Origin of the sequence: Clostridium sp. MCC353, assembly GCF_018785315.1 — a bacterium.
GTDB lineage: Bacteria > Bacillota > Clostridia > Lachnospirales > Lachnospiraceae > CHH4-2.
The window spans coordinates 1-15918 of record NZ_WQPN01000059.1 but is presented as its reverse complement, the minus strand read 5'-3'; the positions used below and the strand labels follow the sequence as shown (position 1 = coordinate 15918).

General features: G+C 46.4%; 15 protein-coding genes. 9 read left to right on the top strand and 6 right to left on the bottom strand.

Going from position 1 to position 15918, the window contains the following annotated elements:
• Positions 1-8: 8 nt before the first annotated feature.
• Complete coding sequence (locus tag GPL15_RS11765; protein WP_215698864.1) at positions 9-1532, bottom strand: BCCT family transporter; 1524 nt, start codon at positions 1530-1532, stop codon at positions 9-11.
• A gap of 474 nt (positions 1533-2006) precedes the next feature.
• Between GPL15_RS11765 and GPL15_RS11760 the strand changes: the two genes are divergently transcribed.
• Complete coding sequence (locus GPL15_RS11760) at positions 2007-3035, top strand: MBL fold metallo-hydrolase (RefSeq protein WP_215698863.1); 1029 nt, start codon at positions 2007-2009, stop codon at positions 3033-3035.
• Positions 3036-3187: 152 nt separating this feature from the next.
• On the opposite strand, the gene GPL15_RS11755 is transcribed toward GPL15_RS11760, so the two are convergent.
• Entirely contained in the window at positions 3188-4165 is a 978-nt protein-coding gene (locus tag GPL15_RS11755) for a zinc dependent phospholipase C family protein (RefSeq protein WP_215698862.1), read from the bottom strand.
• Between the two features lie 145 nt (positions 4166-4310).
• Here GPL15_RS11755 and GPL15_RS11750 point away from each other — a divergent pair, with 145 nt between their 5' ends.
• From GPL15_RS11750 to GPL15_RS11735, 4 genes are all read left to right on the top strand, one after another.
• On the top strand, positions 4311-5651 hold the full coding sequence (locus GPL15_RS11750; RefSeq protein ID WP_215698861.1) for a sodium:alanine symporter family protein: 1341 nt from the start codon (positions 4311-4313) through the stop codon (positions 5649-5651).
• 262 nt (positions 5652-5913) lie between these two features.
• The gene (locus tag GPL15_RS11745) at positions 5914-6840 is read left to right on the top strand and encodes a calcium/sodium antiporter (RefSeq protein WP_346344947.1); all 927 of its coding nucleotides are present in this window, start codon (positions 5914-5916) and stop codon (positions 6838-6840) included.
• A gap of 1269 nt (positions 6841-8109) precedes the next feature.
• On the top strand, positions 8110-8628 hold the full coding sequence (locus GPL15_RS11740) for a peptidylprolyl isomerase (protein ID WP_215698860.1): 519 nt from the start codon (positions 8110-8112) through the stop codon (positions 8626-8628).
• Position 8629: 1 nt separating this feature from the next.
• Complete coding sequence (locus tag GPL15_RS11735; RefSeq protein ID WP_215698859.1) at positions 8630-9433, top strand: GNAT family N-acetyltransferase; 804 nt, start codon at positions 8630-8632, stop codon at positions 9431-9433.
• Here GPL15_RS11735 and GPL15_RS11730 read toward each other — a convergent pair.
• Positions 9363-10043 carry a hypothetical protein gene (locus GPL15_RS11730; protein WP_215698858.1) on the bottom strand — a complete coding sequence of 227 codons (681 nt, stop codon included), beginning with the start codon at positions 10041-10043 and terminating at the stop codon, positions 9363-9365. The genes GPL15_RS11735 and GPL15_RS11730 overlap by 71 nt on opposite strands.
• A 180-nt stretch (positions 10044-10223) precedes the next feature.
• Between GPL15_RS11730 and GPL15_RS11725 the strand changes: the two genes are divergently transcribed.
• Together GPL15_RS11725 and GPL15_RS27720 are read left to right on the top strand one after the other, a co-directional pair.
• Positions 10224-10943 carry a YesL family protein gene (locus GPL15_RS11725; protein WP_215698857.1) on the top strand — a complete coding sequence of 240 codons (720 nt, stop codon included), beginning with the start codon at positions 10224-10226 and terminating at the stop codon, positions 10941-10943.
• 644 nt (positions 10944-11587) lie between these two features.
• The gene (locus GPL15_RS27720) at positions 11588-11713 is read left to right on the top strand and encodes a hypothetical protein (protein ID WP_275950475.1); all 126 of its coding nucleotides are present in this window, start codon (positions 11588-11590) and stop codon (positions 11711-11713) included.
• A gap of 237 nt (positions 11714-11950) precedes the next feature.
• Here the strand turns inward: GPL15_RS27720 and GPL15_RS11720 are convergent, their stop codons facing one another.
• From GPL15_RS11720 to ispE, 3 genes are read right to left on the bottom strand one after another with little or no spacing between them, the layout of a single operon-like run.
• Complete coding sequence (locus tag GPL15_RS11720; protein WP_215698856.1) at positions 11951-12145, bottom strand: hypothetical protein; 195 nt, start codon at positions 12143-12145, stop codon at positions 11951-11953.
• Between the two features lie 3 nt (positions 12146-12148).
• On the bottom strand, positions 12149-12823 hold the full coding sequence (locus tag GPL15_RS11715; RefSeq protein WP_215698855.1) for a GntR family transcriptional regulator: 675 nt from the start codon (positions 12821-12823) through the stop codon (positions 12149-12151).
• Positions 12813-13721: a 4-(cytidine 5'-diphospho)-2-C-methyl-D-erythritol kinase gene (gene ispE, locus GPL15_RS11710; protein WP_215698854.1), complete on the bottom strand. Its 909-nt coding sequence runs from the start codon at positions 13719-13721 to the stop codon at positions 12813-12815. The genes GPL15_RS11715 and ispE overlap by 11 nt, the downstream gene beginning before the upstream one ends.
• 276 nt (positions 13722-13997) lie before the next feature.
• On the opposite strand from ispE, the gene GPL15_RS11705 reads away from it, so the two are divergent.
• Both GPL15_RS11705 and GPL15_RS11700 read left to right on the top strand, forming a co-directional pair.
• Positions 13998-14336, top strand: a complete 339-nt coding sequence (locus tag GPL15_RS11705; protein WP_215698853.1) for a P-II family nitrogen regulator — start codon at positions 13998-14000, stop codon at positions 14334-14336.
• A 151-nt stretch (positions 14337-14487) separates the two neighbouring features.
• On the top strand, positions 14488-15738 hold the full coding sequence (locus tag GPL15_RS11700) for an ammonium transporter (protein WP_215698852.1): 1251 nt from the start codon (positions 14488-14490) through the stop codon (positions 15736-15738).
• The last annotated feature ends 180 nt before the right edge of the window (positions 15739-15918 follow it).

Below are 15918 nucleotides of genomic sequence, written 5' to 3'. Positions count from 1 at the left end.
TACAGTTTTTAATTACCCTCCAGATAGTTTCTGGCATCGATAAAAAAGCTTCTTATGATCAGGAATATGATAATTCCGATCGGGAATGCTGCGATAATTGAAACTGTCTGGAGGTTATTCATTGAATTCTCCGAGAAAATAAGCGCAATTGGAAGCAGCATTAAAAGGATGGCCCAGAACAGCTTCACCTTTTTATCAGGTTCCTGCCCGGCCGGAAGTTCCTTATAAGAATAGGAGGAAGCGACCAGGGTTAAGGCGTCAAAGGAAGTTGCATAAAAGGCGATCATGGTTACGGCCAGAAGAACCAGGCCTGCGCTGGAAGCGGGAAGCGTCTGCATGACGGTCATGATGATTTCATATAAATCTCCGCTGGACGCATACAGGGAAACCACATCCAGTTTGCCGTGCATCTGCAGCCCCAGGCTGTAATTTCCCAATATGATAAAGGAAGTAAATGTCCCGGAGATTCCCCAGAAATATCCGCCCAGAATGGTTTGACGGATCGTCCGCCCTTTGCTGATGGATCCGATAAAAAATGGGGTGGCAACGCACCATACCATCCAATAGGCCCAATAGAAAATCGTCCAGGTTTGAGGAAAGGAAGAGGTTCTTAATGCGTCTGTCCAGGTAGACAGGCCGATGAAGTTCTGAACCAGGTTTCCCACTGCGGTAATACCGGTTTCCACGATGTATCTTGGGCTTCCGCCTCCGATAAATACATAGATTAACAGGGCAAAAAACAGATAAGTACAGGAAGCCGCCAGTTTAGCGATCCCTTTCATGCCAAAATAAACTGTCACAGTATAAGTAACGCCGATAATGACCAAAATAGCAATAGTAAGAAAATTGGACTGCTGGATGCCGAATACATGGCTTAAAGCCATAGAAAGCAGGGGGGTTGCCAGAGAAAATGTGGTTGCAGTTCCGGCCAGCAGCGCGATGACTGCGATCAGGTCAATCAGTTTCCCGCACCATCCGTCCACTTTGTTTCCTAAGATAGGGCGGCAGGCTTCGGAATACTTCTGCTTGGTACGTTTGCGGACATGCAGCATGAAACCGAAGGCGACGGCGAGCACCATGTAAAAGCTCCATGGAATCGGTCCCCAGTGAAATAGCGGATAGGTGGAAGACCAATCCTGCATATTGCCCATGTCTGTGATATGAGGTTCGGCGGCATACAGGATCCATTCACAGAGGGAATAGAAAAGGATATCGGCCGCCAGACCGGCAGTGAACATCATCGTGCCCCATTTAAAGGAAGAGTACTCAGGTTTTTCAATATTTCCGAGTTTAATGGAACCGTATCTGGAAAACGCAATGTAAAGGGAGCACAGAAAAACGCCCAATCCGATAACCAGATAGTAGCTCCCCAGCTGATCCCCTAAGAAATAGCGGATAGAGCCGAGAACTGCCGAAGAACCCTCCGGATTCAGCATGAAAAGAGTGCACAGCAGCAAGATAAAAACAAACGGAACCACGGTAGTAATCCAGTCCAGTTGTTTTCGGATTCCGGTTTTATTTGTGTCATTCATGAAAAACCTCCTGTTGTTCAAAAATATTTAAAAAATAACTATATTGAACATACTACCATCATCCGATGGGATTTGCAAGAGAAAATTGGAATATTTACATTATTTTATCATATCCCCTGTAAAAAATAGGGAGTTTCAGATATAATACTCATATTGTAAAGCTGAAACGCTGAAATATACAAAAACGATGTTGTGATTTGTAACGGTTCAGAACGGTCTGAACTGTTACTGCGATTTATATTTCCCATATGCCAGCGGCTGTAAACCATGGCAAAATAATAAGAATGAAGGATATTAACATGTAAAATAATCCTGATGGATTATTTTTTCCCCCCCAATTTGTGCCGGAGCCACAAATTTGAATGATAGCTGGGAATTCGAAATTTTCAGCGCGTGCCTGCGCAGTGCTGTGCAGCGTAGAAGCTGCGCGTTGCGAAATTTGCATATCAAAACGCTCCGGTATGGAGGTTTATTATGAACAATCAAAAACAAAAAGCCTGGCTGAGCCTGGCTTTATGCGCTGTTTTAATATTCCTGGCCGCAGGATCCGGCCCGGGAAACCAACGGAAACCCCTCCGGCCTCCGCTGCCGGAAGATGTGGTGATGGAGAAACAGGAGATCGGAATACCGGCGCTCCTGCCGGAAGCCGGCCATGAGCTTGAGGATGTGCCGCAGACATCTTCCGCCTATTTGGGAGGAGGGCGGATTACCCTTCTGGCAAACCAGACGGACAGCCAGATGCTTTCAGCAGTGTTGGAAACACCTGAGGGAAGCGTTATCGTGGTAGACGGCGGAACGCCAGGAGATAAGGATCACCTGATGGAAACGCTGCGCAGCAAGGGCGGCAGGGTATCCGCCTGGCTGGTAACCCACCCCCACGCGGATCACATCGGCGCATTGAATGAAATACTGAAAGATCCGGATTCCGGCATCACCATCGACGGCCTGTATTATCACCTGGCTGACTTGAAATGGTATTATTCCAGCGAATCCTACCGGGCCGACATGGTTGCCCAATTCATGGACACCCTGTCCAAACAGCCCCAGGAAATGCTTCATGGGGATATTGGTAAGAATGAAAAGATTTATGTGGATAACACGGAAATAACCGTAATGAATGAACCCTATCTTTTCCCTCATAATTCAATTAATAACAGCTCTGTGGCTTATACCATTAAAATGAACGGAAAACACATTGTATTTCTGGGAGATATGGGAGAGGAAGCCGGAGACCGGCTGGTTAAGGATTACGGCAGCGATAACATGCACTGCGACATCCTTCAGATGGCCCATCACGGGCAGTATGGCGTTTCAGAGAGAGTATACCGGATTCTTCATCCTAAGATCTGTCTGTGGCCCACTCCGGGATGGCTGTGGGATAATGACAACGGCGGCGGCCCCGGAAGCGGCAGATGGTTTACGGAGACCACCAGGGAGTGGATGAAAAAAGCTGGGGTGGAGAAGAATTATGTGATAAAGGATGGGGATCAGATTATTGAGTAGGGGGTTTTTGGAATGGCAGGGGGGTTGACATTAAGGGCGACATCAAGGGCGAGGCCATTTTTGAAAAAGCCTTCGCGTTTTAAAGTAAAGGGTGAAGGCATTTCTGAAAATGCCTTCACCCTTAATGTCACCCGCAATGTCAATTCCCAGCGTCACTGCACACTTAACCCGCTATGATAAGAATAACTCCCCAGTTCCTTTATCAATTTATTAAAATCCAACTCATTCATCGGTATCCCGCTGGTAAGATCAGCATTAAGCTGATAATAAACATTGTTGCATTTATTTAAAGACTGATAAAACAGATCCGGGAAAGAAGCGGTAGAAGCGAGCCGCTTGTCCCACGGATTACACCAGACCTCATGATTTAAGTTCAGGCTCTTTTTAGGGTTAATAACCTGATCTGTAACCAGTTTGGTGGACGCGATTGGTTTTTTCAAAAAAATTGATTCAACCTTCCGGATACCATTCTTCTTCCGGCCTGACGGATCGGATAGCGTGCGGCAGCCGAAGCGGATGGCCAAAATGGAGCGGTGCACCATTCGGGGCGTTACCTGGAAGTTATTCTTATAGTTGATGGGATAATAAGTCATATTAATGCATTTGGAGAGAATGCGGGAAATAAACTGCATCTCAAAGCCGTTAAGGCATATGGTGGCCGCCTGGTTGAACTGGGATGGCTTTTTCTTTTTATATTTCAGCAGAAGCAGGGCATCAATATCATTTTCCAGCGTAGCATGAAGGCCGTGGGTGTAATTGCTGGGATTTTTTACATCGTATTCGATCCTGCCGTAAACATAAGGATGGCAGATGGAATCCCCGATATAGTGGCAGAGAAATCCGCAGAAATAGGAAATGGCCTGCTCCCTCTGCTGCTTGGATTCAATCTCGGAAGTGATCTTCAAATAGTTGACAAAAAAATCACTGATACAGTGTTCATGCATATGAGACCCCACATTCCGGTAATCCCGGTGGCGCAGAATGGGGATGTTATAGAAAAATATATCCGGCCCCTGAAGGCCCAGTTGATAGAGCCATCGGTACTTAGCTATCACAAACTTCAGCTGGTTGTTGGGCAGATCATTAAATGCTTTCATACCTAAAATATAATGAGTAGTAAATCCTGGCATAAAAATACCTCACTCTCGGTAAAATTATTTGAACCTATTAAAAATATTATATCATATTCGCCGGCTGATTAGAATAGAAGATATAGAGAATAGGTATGATAAAAGTTATAGCCCGCAGCTTGCGCTATAACGTTATGGAGGGCGGATGATCCATACAATCCATCAGCTTGTCTGGGGGCCTTGGCTGCTTTTGCTGATCCTCGGAGTTGGTATCTTATTTACAGTAAAATCCGGATTTTTTCAGCTTACCGGCTGGAAAATATGGTGGAGAGAAACGGTGGGAAGCCTGGGCTCTGAAAAAAAGGATGTGGATAATCCCCATTCCGTAACCCAGTTCCAATCCGCATGTACGGCCCTGGCCGCCACGGTCGGAACGGGAAATATTGTGGGCGTGGCAACGGCTCTCTGTGCCGGAGGGCCAGGCGCCCTTTTGTGGATGTGGATCTCTGCCGGAATCGGAATGATGACAGCCTATGCGGAAGTCGTGTTGGGAATCCGTTACCGCAGAAGAAAAAAGGATGGGAGCTGGATAAGCGGCCCTATGGTATATCTGGAAAAAGGGCTGGGCTTTTACGGCGCTGCGGTTTTGTATAGTTTTTTTGCTGTGTTGGTCTCTTTTGGAATGGGGAGCATGGTTCAGTCCAACTCCATTGCCGAAACCCTTGATTTCTCATTTTCATTCTATCCGGCGGCCACCGGGGCGGTTCTCACCATATTGATTTTGCTGGTGATCCGGGGCGGCTTGGGCAGGATCGCTAAGGTTACGGAGCGGCTGGTGCCGGTATCGGCCGGGATTTATACGATCATTTCGCTCATCGTCATTTTCTCTTATTATGACCGTTTGCCGGCGGTTCTATTAATGATTCTGGAAGGCGCCTGGAAACCGTCCAGTGCGTTATCAGGGGCGGCGGGGTACGGGATCAGTGTGGCCATTAGATATGGGGTGTCGAGAGGCGTATTTTCCAATGAAGCGGGGCTTGGAAGCCTGGCGGTGATTCATGGAGCGGTGGAGGAGACGACGCCGGAAAAACAGGGCATGTGGGCCATGTTTGAAGTGTTTTTCGATACGATGATAAGCTGCAGCCTGACTGCATTTGTCATTCTCTGCGTGATGGGAGAGGGGGCGGGAACATCCGGCCTGGACGGGGCGGCGCTGACTGCGTATTGTTTCTCAAAACGGCTGGGGCAGGGAGGGGAGTATCTGGTGTCCTTGTCCATGCTGTCATTTGCGTTTGCCACCATTATCGCCTGGTATTTTCTTGGAAAACAGAACTTGTCCTATCTGGCGTCCAGAACCGGGATCAATGTCCGGACGGCTGAAACTGTCTACATGTTTTTATATTTGAATGCGGTTTTTATCGGCTGCATCGCCAGGCTGGAAACCGTCTGGGAGCTGTCCGACATCTGGAACGGCCTCATGGCTGTGCCCAACGTGGCCGCTCTGTTTTTACTCAGAAAACAGGTATATTTTCCCAAAAAGCATTGACAAATCCTGAGAAAATACATATACTAAGTGGAAATGAGAGGGAGTAGCTTGCAGCGGTATTTATGCCGTTGTTATGCGGTATCGTCATCACGATGGTTATCATCCGGTACGTATAGTAAGAAGCGAGACTTTTGTTGTATCTTCTGGTACAATAAGAGTTCTCGCTTTTTTGATTGCAGTTCGCAGCATGACATTTAGCAGGTATTTGTTGTATCGCAGGATTTAATTGGGAAATAATACAGAGAGAAGAGAGGAAAATGTTATGATGATGTATGTTTGGCTTTTAGCTGGTTTTATCCTTCTTGTGAAGGGGGCGGATTTTTTTGTGGAGGGCAGTTCTTCTGTAGCGAAGCTTTTGAGGGTTCCAAGTATTGTAATCGGTCTGACCATTGTCGCGTTCGGAACGAGTGCGCCAGAGCTGGCGGTCAGCATCACGGCTGCGATTACAGGAAATAACGAGATCGCGGTGGGAAATGTAATCGGCTCCAATATTTTTAACTTATTGGTTGTGGTGGGCGCCTGCGGAGTGATTGCTCCCATGGCCATAGAGAAGAAAATTTTAAACGGAGACTTTTTACTGTCAATCATAGTGACCGCTGTGCTGGCAGCTATGCTTTTGATAGACAGCCGGGTGGGAAGAATGGAAGGAATTGTGCTTCTGGCATTATTTGTTTACTTTTTGGCTAAAACCGTGCGCAGCGCCCTGGCGAACCGGGTATCGGCAGCGGAAGTATTCGAAACCTTGTCTCCGATGCGAAGTATTGTTTATATATTAGGCGGAATTACGGCAATTGTGCTGGGCGGTGATTTTGTTGTGGACAGCGCCAGTGAGATTGCGGCGTCATTTGGGTTGAGCCAGACCCTGATCGGCCTGACCATTGTGGCCATGGGGACTTCCCTTCCCGAGCTGGTCACTTCCATAGTGGCTTCCAGAAAAGGGGAAAATGGCCTGGCACTGGGCAATGTGGTGGGGTCAAACCTGTTTAACATCCTGATGGTCCTGGCAGCCTCGGCGGCCATCAGCCCCATCCAGGTGACTGTATTATCCGCGTTTGACGCGCTGTTTTTGGTGATTTCCAGCGGTATTGTATATTTCCTGGGCAAGAGCGGGTATGAGATCAGCAGACGGGAAGGAACGGTTATGCTGGTGATGTATGCGGCTTATATGGTTTATATAATCGTCAGATAGATGACGATTATATAAGCCATAGGATCAAATTACTTTGTTTCTGCGTGTTACTGCGGCTATAGAATAAAAAAATCTTTTTTATGTACGCAGAAACACGGGGAAATGAGTTCTTCGGCTGCAGCATAAAAAAATTCCTTTCTATGGGGATAGAAAGGAATTTAAAAGGTTAAAGGGAGGAGAGCTGATAATATATATTATCAGCTCGAGTATTATGAAAAAAATCTTATAAGCTTTGTGGCTAAACAACTTGTTCTGTTGTCTATGGTTATAGTATATGGGGAAAAGATGAAGAATTCATGTTAATTGTGTAAAAGGTTTTTGAATGATGTATGAACAAAATATGAATGAGACCCATTTGGTTATTCCTATCCCACCGGTTCTAATCCTTTTGTCCGGCCGAAAATAGAATAAAATAAACATAAGCAGAAGTATCAGGACTTAATAATCCGGGTACTTCTGCTTTTTATTTTCCGGTTTTTCACTCCCAGTTCCATCTGCCGTTTGCCCTTTGTTTACTCTGCTTTTCAAAAGAAGAAAGAGCAAAACGGGAAGAAAAATTAAAAAGAAAAACACCTGGAAATAACGTATTTACAAGCGTCTTATGTTGCAGGATATAAAACATAACAAATCTCACAGAAGATAAAAATAAAATTGAAAAACATATGTTCTTGTGCAAAAAGGGTATTAGGAAAGCACTCACGACAGCATACGAGATTATTTCAATCTTCATAGGGATATTGGCTCTACTAATGTCCTTTGGCAGCTTGATTGTAGCGATTATCGCCTTTCTCGATAAGAGAAATAAGCGTAAATAAAATGCTCACCCTGTCTGATCCACAGAGTGAGCGGTGTCCGTAAGGACATGTAACGAATCATTTTGGGAGCATCCACTTTTGGAGTGGGTGCTTTCTTTTATACTTCTATTATAATCAATCCATTTCCTAAATTCGAGTGATTCTTTGAAATTTCCGTCCAAATCCTCACGCCGGAGAGAGAACTTTATCTATTTTTCACCTTATATCCATCAAAACTGCCTTCATTTCCAGCCGTCGCCCACGAAGCAACCCTTGAATAAATTATCAGCCAATTTCGCACGGTAAGTAGTAAAGTCAGATAGTATGGCGGATTCAAAGCCGGAAAAAGAGCAGAGAATAGGGCAGAAAGCCTTACAACCTCTTTACCGTATGGACTTTTACATGAGCTTTTGGTAAAATAGTTCTATTGGGATCTGATTCCGAGAAAAGAAGATGAATATAAGGAGAAAGAACGATGACAAATCCAGTAGTTACATTTGAGATGGAAGACGGCGGCATTATGAAGGCAGAGCTTTATCCTGAGATTGCCCCAAACACAGTGAATAACTTTATCAGCCTTGTGAATAAAGGTTATTATAACGGATTGATTTTCCACAGAGTAATCAACGGCTTTATGATCCAGGGCGGTTGCCCCGACGGCAACGGCATGGGCGGCCCCGGATACTCAATAAAAGGAGAATTCCGCCAGAATGGTTTTGTGAATGATCTGAAGCACACGGAAGGCGTTTTATCCATGGCAAGAGCGATGCACCCGGATTCAGCCGGATCCCAGTTCTTCATTATGCATAAAAACTCTCCCCATTTGGACGGCGCTTACGCGGCTTTCGGTAAGATTGTGGAAGGAATGGATGTTGTCAATGCAATCGCTGATGTGAGAACCGACTATAATGACAGGCCCATGAAGGAACAGAAATTAAAATCAGTTACAGTGGACACCTTTGGCGAAACCTATCCGGAGCCGGAGAAATGTTAATATGACAGAATATCGGTTTGTAACAATAAAAGGGGTGGAATATCCCGTATTGATTTCAGACGAATATGAGGCCCTTCAGGCTGCTTTGGCAGCAGGAAGGGCCGTTATTGAACTCATAGGAGACGGCCCCATGTCGGGGGCGCCTTTCGGAGCGGAACGATTGGAAGAAATCGACAGCATTTATCTGGAACGGGTTGTCAGGCGGAATTTAAAGCTGCCATGGATCATAGGGGAGACTGAGCGTCTGCTGATCCGGGAATTCTGTTTAGAGGATAGAAAAGATATAATCCGGGAACCGGAAGACGGAGAGGATGACCGGGCGTTCTATACAGAAGACCGGCTGGCCTCGTATATCAGGAACCAGTATACATTTTACCAGTATGGGATATGGGCCCTTGTGGATAAGAAACGGGGGATTCTGGTTGGAATGGCCGGGTTAACGGATAAGACGGAAAATAAACGGAGTAGTGATGGCGGACGGAACCGCGAAAATGAACGGAACTATGAAATTGAATGGAACCGTGAAAATGAATGGAACCGCGAAATCGAAGATGTCCGCCTGGAAATTGGATACCACATTTTTAAACCTTACAGGAGAAAGGGATATGCGAAAGAAGCCTGCCTGGAAATATTGAAATATGCGGATGCATGGATTGGAAGAAATATATGGGCGGAGATAGAACCTGAGAACCAGGCATCTATCTCCCTTATAAAGTCATTGGATTTTGAGTTGGTCAATCGAAGATATAATGGAAAAGGGCAATGCAGTTTTCTGTATTTTCGGAATTCGAAAACAGGGAAATAAGAGGAGGATCCATAACCAGATTCATATCCCCGGCAAACTTGGTGCCCTCCAGGGAAACTGCGCAGGGCTGCTTCTGACCTTCTTCATTATCCGTATAATAAATGCGGTCCTTGACCTTTTCATACAGATCGGCGGGAAGCGCCTCTTCCAGATCAGTCATGCCGCCCAGCTTCGCGTAGTTATCGATGCTGTCTTTATCCGCAATCATGATATCCAGCTCTCTGGAGGCGACCAGGGCAGAGATTTTTGCCATGGTGGCATAACCCAGTTCATTGGTGTTTTCGCCGTAACTGATGAACATGCTGGTATCATAGACGATTTCCCTCACATCCGAAAGATTCAGGTAATCTTTCAGCTCTTCTAAAACCTGATCCTGGTTTCCGGCCTCCGTGGTCCGGTTATTGATAACAACACAGTAAAGAGCCGTATCAAACCGGTTGCTGTAGATCGTGGTTCCCACTGAAATCAGGATTCCCACGGTACAGACGATACCAATGATGAAAAACTTATAGTATTCCCAGATATACCAGATTTTGTCTTTAAATGTCATATTACGGAGTTTTTCCCGCTCTTCGCGGGCTTCATTTTTAAAATCTTCTTTTAGTGACATGATGATAAACCCTCTTTCGTTTCTTTCATGTGTTCCGCAGAGCACAAGCTAAGAAGAGTATATCATAAAACGGAACAGATTTTTATAAATTTTTCGTGAATTGTTTAGGAATGTTTGATTTTTCACAAGAAATTCGCTATAATGTTCTAATACGACAAATGAGAGAGAAGAGGTAGTCGAATGTTTTCAGGTTTTTTTAATTACGATAATCCTGTTTGGCGGTTTATCGGTAAATTCTGGGATGTTATTATATTGAGTTTTTTATGGGGAATCTGCAGTATTCCCGTATTTACCATTGGGGCATCCACTACAGCTATGTACTATGTAACGTTAAAACTGGTGAGAGATGAAGACGGGTATACGTTCCGGTCTTTCTTTAAATCATTTAAAGAAAACTTTAAACAGGCCACCGTTATTTGGCTGATCATGCTTGTGGCAGGTTTGATCCTGGGCGGTGATCTCTGGTTTTTCCTGAAGGTTTACAGCGGAAGCGCTCAGTTCAGGTCCATAATGATTGCCATATTCCTGGCATTTTCATTTGTATATCTGGCTATGTTTACTTATGTTTTTCCACTGCAGTCCAGGTTTTATAACACGGTTAAGAAGACATTGTTCAATGCATTTTTCATGTCCATCCGCCATTTCCTGCATACTCTGGGAATGCTGGCCATCGACGTGGTGCTGATCGTAATCATGCTGTTCTATTTTCCGCCGCTCATGCTGTTCGGCGTGGCATTGCTGGCTTTTGCCAATTCCTATATGCTGTCCGCTGTATTTAAACGCTATATTCCGGAAGATACCAGGAATGATGGGGAAATGAGGCCGCTGTTTGCAGATGAAGAAGAGGCTGAAAATGAAGCGTTAAAGATGGATGTTAAGGATGATGATGGTTCCATGTAATTGGTGAAAGTTACGCAGAAAAGCGGGAGGAGGGGGCGGACAGACAGCCGGATTTTTGGAAGGGGCCAGGCCGGGGGGCATCCGTCAGTGATGAAAACCAGCTTCCAACCGTAAGTGAAACTAAGACTCCAGGGACGGAAAAAGACGGTCCGATGCCCATTCACGGTAAACTCTTTATGGGACTTTACCGTTCAGTGGGCATCTCAGAAACTGATTTGGTTTTCAGTTTCTGCCCGTCTTTTTCCATCCCTGGAGCCTAAGTTTCGCTAACGGTTTCCAGATGGCTTTCATCCCCGACGGATGCCCCCCGGCCTGGCCCCTTCCAAAAATCCGGCCGTCTGTTCGCCCCCTCCTCCCGCTTTTCTGCTGGTTTTCTCTGGCTGTAGTAATTAAAAGCAAATTTAACATAAAGGGCGAAGGCATTTTTGAAAAAGCCTTGACGTTTTACTGTTAATCCCCACGTCAGTTACTTGAAATGTCTATGTCATAATCTGCACTAAATAACGTCTCAACCAAACACATTTTTGCCTTTTCTCCTTCCACTTTCCAAATCTTTATTTTCATTTATTCGAAGCAGTACACAGCCGGGGATCCAGGGAATGTGAAGCCCGAGGCTGGTCAGGCGGACGGGGAAGGGGCACCAGATGAGAGTTTGGGTCCGCAGGAGGCCGGTTCACGGTTCCAGCGATTTGTTCCGGCCGTCGGCAGCTCTTGGGCCGAAAGGAAGGGAAATGCAGGGGAAATCGCTGACCTCAAAGTCAGCGATTTAGAGAACCTGAATCGAAAATTTCTTCAGAAATTCTTCGATGAATGTTCTCGGTACCCTTCATTTCCCTTCCTTTCAGCCCTAGAACTGCCCCGGCTGGAACCATGAGCTGGAACTGTGAACCGTGAACTGGCCTCCTGCGGATCCAAACTTCCATCCGGTGCCTCTTCCCCGTCCGCCTGACCAGCCTCGGGCTTCACATTCCCTGGATCCCCGGCGTTGCTTCCTCAGCTAAATAAAGCTACCCTCTTTGTTTATCCAGGATTTCCATCAGCGCCTCATCGCTGTCCTCAATCCACACATCCTCTTCCTCCGCGTTCAGCCCCAAAAACTGGGCCAGGGTTTGCGGATCATCGCTGTTATTCCACTGGGAAATATAGCGGTCGATTTCTTCAAATTCAATTTCACCTGCAAGGTAACGCTCTTTAAAAGTCATAGGCTATTCCTGCTCCTTTATATTTTTAGAAACGGTGATCTCCTGATTGTCTATATGTTCCCGGATTGCAGCCTTGGCTTCAGCCACATGGCGGCTGCGGACAGCCTTTAAAATGTTCTCGTGTTCGACGAGAAGAACCTGGCGTTTGTCCTCATCTTTAATATATTCCAGGCGGTAGCGGTACATTTGCTCACGAAGGTTATTTAAAATCTGAACCAGGCGGGAATTGCCGGTTCCGAAGTAAATGATATCGTGGTAGTGCTCGTCCGTTTCCGCAATCTTCATGGCATCTTTGCTTTCAATGGCCAGACGGAATTTGGCCTGAGCCTCTTCCAGTTGTTTCACTTCATCATCGCTCATTCTCTGGCAGGCCAGCTCAATGGCCAGCTCTTCTAAAGAACGGCGGACTTCCAGCACGTCCCTAAGGCTTTTTTCTGAAATCTTGGCCACTTCAGCGCCCTTTCTTGGGATCATCAGCACAAGGCCCTCCAATTCCAGTTTGCGGATCGCTTCACGGATCGGCGTTCTGCTGACCCCCAGACGCTCTGCAAGCTGGATTTCCATCAGCCTTTCCCCGGGTGTCAGTTCCCCTTTTAAAATCGCCTGGCGCAGAGTGTTGAACACAACGTCGCGCAGGGGAAGATATTCATTCATATTAACCTTTAAATCATGATCCATAAGACCGGTCCTCCTTAATGTTGTAAAAATTGGTCAAATATACTTGCTTTGCCAGTTCGCTGTACTGTCCGTAGCGCAGGGCCTCATAGGCGGCTTCCGCAGCTTTGGGGCTGGTGAACAGGCCGAATACGGTAGGGCCGCTTCCACTCATGATAGAACCTATGGCCCCGGATTCCCTGATAATGCTTTTTAATTCCTCAATGACCGGATATTCTCTGGCTGTCACGGTTTCCAGCACATTTCCAAACTTGCCGGCGATCCGGTAGAGGTCTCCGGCTTTTATGGCATCGATCATGCCGTCTATGTCAGGATGCTGGTCCGGGCGCAGGTCATTGGCATGAAGGTTTTCATAAACAAATTTTGTGGAAACATTGATGCCCGGTTTTGCGATCAAGACCTGGCACTGGGGAACCGGCGGCAGCGGGGTGAGCACTTCACCGATTCCTTCTGAAAGGGCGGTCCCTCTCATGATACAATAAGGGACATCCGCGCCGATTTTGACGCCCCGTTCCATGAGCTGCTGCATGGTGAGGCCAAGACCGAACATCTTGTTGACCCCAAAAAGAACGGCGGCGGCGTCGCTGCTTCCTCCTGCCATTCCGGCGGATACGGGGATGAATTTTTTCAGCCGTATCTTGATCCCGGACTGTATCCCGAATTCATCCATTAAAAGCTTGGCCGCTTTGTAGACCAGGTTATTTTCATTATTTGGCAGATAGTACAGGTTAGTCTCCACCTCGATGCCGGGAGACGGCTGGTAGTTTAAATCAATGCGGTCATAGATGCCCACTGTCTGCATTATCATACGTACATCATGGTAGCCATCCTCACGTTTTCTGAGTACATCGAGACCAAGGTTAATCTTACCATAGGCCTTTAAGCTAAGGTGTCTGATCATGTAAAAACCCCTTTTATTTTACAATTGTATTTTTGTATTATTTTGTATACAATATATTATATACTCTATACAGCAAAAATACAAGCATTTCATTTTGTCTATATTTCACAAAAGATATCCGCATCTGAGGTTAAAAATATATTTGACAATGCCGGGAATCTCTGTATAATAAACGTATATTGAACGAGGGCGTTCCAGTCTGCTGGAAACGCCCTCTTCGTCGTTGTATGGAACACGTTCCGTACCGCGCAGAAAAATATAAGGAGGATATGCTGTATGAAGAAGTTGGAGATTATTATTAAGCCTGAGAAATTGGAAGATCTTAAAACTATTTTAGAAGGCTGCAGGGCAAATGGCATTATGATCAGCAATGTCATGGGTTATGGTAATCAGAAGGGCTACAAGCAGATGTACCGGGGGACCGAATATACGGTAAATCTGCTGCCCAAGGTCAAGGTAGAAACCGTTGTGGCTGAAGAAACATCGGAAGCGATCATCGAAAAGGTTGTAAAAGAGATTACCACCGGCAATTACGGAGACGGCAAGATATTCATTTACGATGTCCAGGATGCGGTGCGTATCCGTACAGGTGAAAGAGGCGAGCAGGCGCTGTAGACTGGTTCTTTCATACAGAAAATATAGATTATCAAAGGAGATAATTGCTGGAAACGGCAGTTATCTCCTTTTCTATTGCGCAGGCCTGCCATCCCGGCGGATTGGCTTTAGGATTTCAGGATATTTTGAAAAAGGATAGGAGGAAATGATTATGAACTTACTGGATTTAATCAATGGCGGTATGGAGGCTTCCCAGGCGGCGAACCTTCTGATGAATGTCACATGGACCATGCTTGGAGCATTTCTCGTTTACTTTATGCAGGCCGGTTTTGCAATGGTGGAGGCTGGTTTTACCAGGGCAAAAAATGCCGGAAATATTATCATGAAGAACATGATGGATTTTGTACTCGGTTCTTTATTCTTCTTTGTTGTCGGATTTGCGGTTATGTTCGGCGCGGATGCGGGCGGATTTATCGGAACCTCCGGATTTTTCCAGCCATATTCCTTAGCTGATGGTTCAGGGATGATAAATGGCCTTCCAATCGGTGTATTTATGATTTTCCATACGGTATTCTGCGCAACGGCGGCCACAATTGTGTCCGGGGCCATGGCGGAACGTACGAAATTTATGGCGTATTTGATCTACTCCGCGGCCATCAGCATTTTCATCTACCCTGTAACAGGCCACTGGATCTGGGGCGGCGGCTGGTTAGCGGATATGGGATTCCATGATTTTGCCGGCTCTACGGCAGTTCATATGGTAGGCGGCCTCTGCGCCCTGATCGGCGCGAAGATTTTAGGGCCCAGACTTGGAAAGTACAATACAGACGGCACGCCCAATGCATTTCCGGGCCATAATATCACCATCGGTGCTCTGGGCGTGTTCATTCTCTGGTTCTGCTGGTTTGGATTCAACTGCGGTTCCACAACAGCGGCAGCCACCAGCGTAGGAGAAATCGCTATAACCACAAATCTGGCAGCGGCGGCGGCTACTCTGGTGACTTTGGCGTTCACATGGTTAAAATACGGCAAACCTGACGTTTCTATGACCCTCAACGGTTCCCTTGCCGGTTTGGTGGCGATCACAGCAGGCTGTGATGTGGTAACACCTTATGAAGCCATTATTATCGGTGCAACAGCAGGTATTCTGGTAGTCCTTGTAATTGAAGTGGTGGATAAGAAATTTAAGATTGATGATCCTGTTGGCGCAATCGGCGTTCACGGCGCCTGCGGATGCTTTGGCACCATTTTAACCGGAGTGTTCGGTGAAGGATGCAGCTTTGTAACCCAGGTGATCGGTGTAGGTTCCGTTATTCTCTATGTGGCAGTTATGGCATTTGTTATATTCACAATCATTGACAAGACCGTCGGCCTGCGCGTAAGCGATCAGGAACAGATTGACGGGCTGGATATGCATGAGCATGGAATGACGGCTTATGCGGGATTCAGGCTGGATAAATAAATTGGGATTTAGTTGAGGAAGTTACGCAGGAAAGCGGGACGAGGGGACGGTGGCCGGGCCGGGGCTTGAAATCTGCGGGGCGGGCCGTGCTCTGACGGTATGGGAAATCGGCTTCCAACCGTAAGTGGAACTAAAGCCCGCAGGCATCAAAAAAGACGGTCCGATGCCCATTCACGGTGA

What these genes read in the sequence shown, in the direction of transcription:
- GPL15_RS11765 (WP_215698864.1), bottom strand. Translation starts at nt 1,532, where the DNA reads ATGAATGACACAAATAAAACCGGAATCCGAAAACAACTGGACTGGATT.
- GPL15_RS11760 (WP_215698863.1), top strand. Translation starts at nt 2,007, where the DNA reads ATGAACAATCAAAAACAAAAAGCCTGGCTGAGCCTGGCTTTATGCGCT.
- GPL15_RS11755 (WP_215698862.1), bottom strand. Translation starts at nt 4,165, where the DNA reads ATGCCAGGATTTACTACTCATTATATTTTAGGTATGAAAGCATTTAAT.
- GPL15_RS11750 (WP_215698861.1), top strand. Translation starts at nt 4,311, where the DNA reads ATGATCCATACAATCCATCAGCTTGTCTGGGGGCCTTGGCTGCTTTTG.
- GPL15_RS11745 (WP_346344947.1), top strand. Translation starts at nt 5,914, where the DNA reads ATGATGATGTATGTTTGGCTTTTAGCTGGTTTTATCCTTCTTGTGAAG.
- GPL15_RS11740 (WP_215698860.1), top strand. Translation starts at nt 8,110, where the DNA reads ATGACAAATCCAGTAGTTACATTTGAGATGGAAGACGGCGGCATTATG.
- GPL15_RS11735 (WP_215698859.1), top strand. Translation starts at nt 8,630, where the DNA reads ATGACAGAATATCGGTTTGTAACAATAAAAGGGGTGGAATATCCCGTA.
- GPL15_RS11730 (WP_215698858.1), bottom strand. Translation starts at nt 10,043, where the DNA reads ATGTCACTAAAAGAAGATTTTAAAAATGAAGCCCGCGAAGAGCGGGAA.
- GPL15_RS11725 (WP_215698857.1), top strand. Translation starts at nt 10,224, where the DNA reads ATGTTTTCAGGTTTTTTTAATTACGATAATCCTGTTTGGCGGTTTATC.
- GPL15_RS27720 (WP_275950475.1), top strand. Translation starts at nt 11,588, where the DNA reads ATGAGAGTTTGGGTCCGCAGGAGGCCGGTTCACGGTTCCAGCGATTTG.
- GPL15_RS11720 (WP_215698856.1), bottom strand. Translation starts at nt 12,145, where the DNA reads ATGACTTTTAAAGAGCGTTACCTTGCAGGTGAAATTGAATTTGAAGAA.
- GPL15_RS11715 (WP_215698855.1), bottom strand. Translation starts at nt 12,823, where the DNA reads ATGGATCATGATTTAAAGGTTAATATGAATGAATATCTTCCCCTGCGC.
- ispE (WP_215698854.1), bottom strand. Translation starts at nt 13,721, where the DNA reads ATGATCAGACACCTTAGCTTAAAGGCCTATGGTAAGATTAACCTTGGT.
- GPL15_RS11705 (WP_215698853.1), top strand. Translation starts at nt 13,998, where the DNA reads ATGAAGAAGTTGGAGATTATTATTAAGCCTGAGAAATTGGAAGATCTT.
- GPL15_RS11700 (WP_215698852.1), top strand. Translation starts at nt 14,488, where the DNA reads ATGAACTTACTGGATTTAATCAATGGCGGTATGGAGGCTTCCCAGGCG.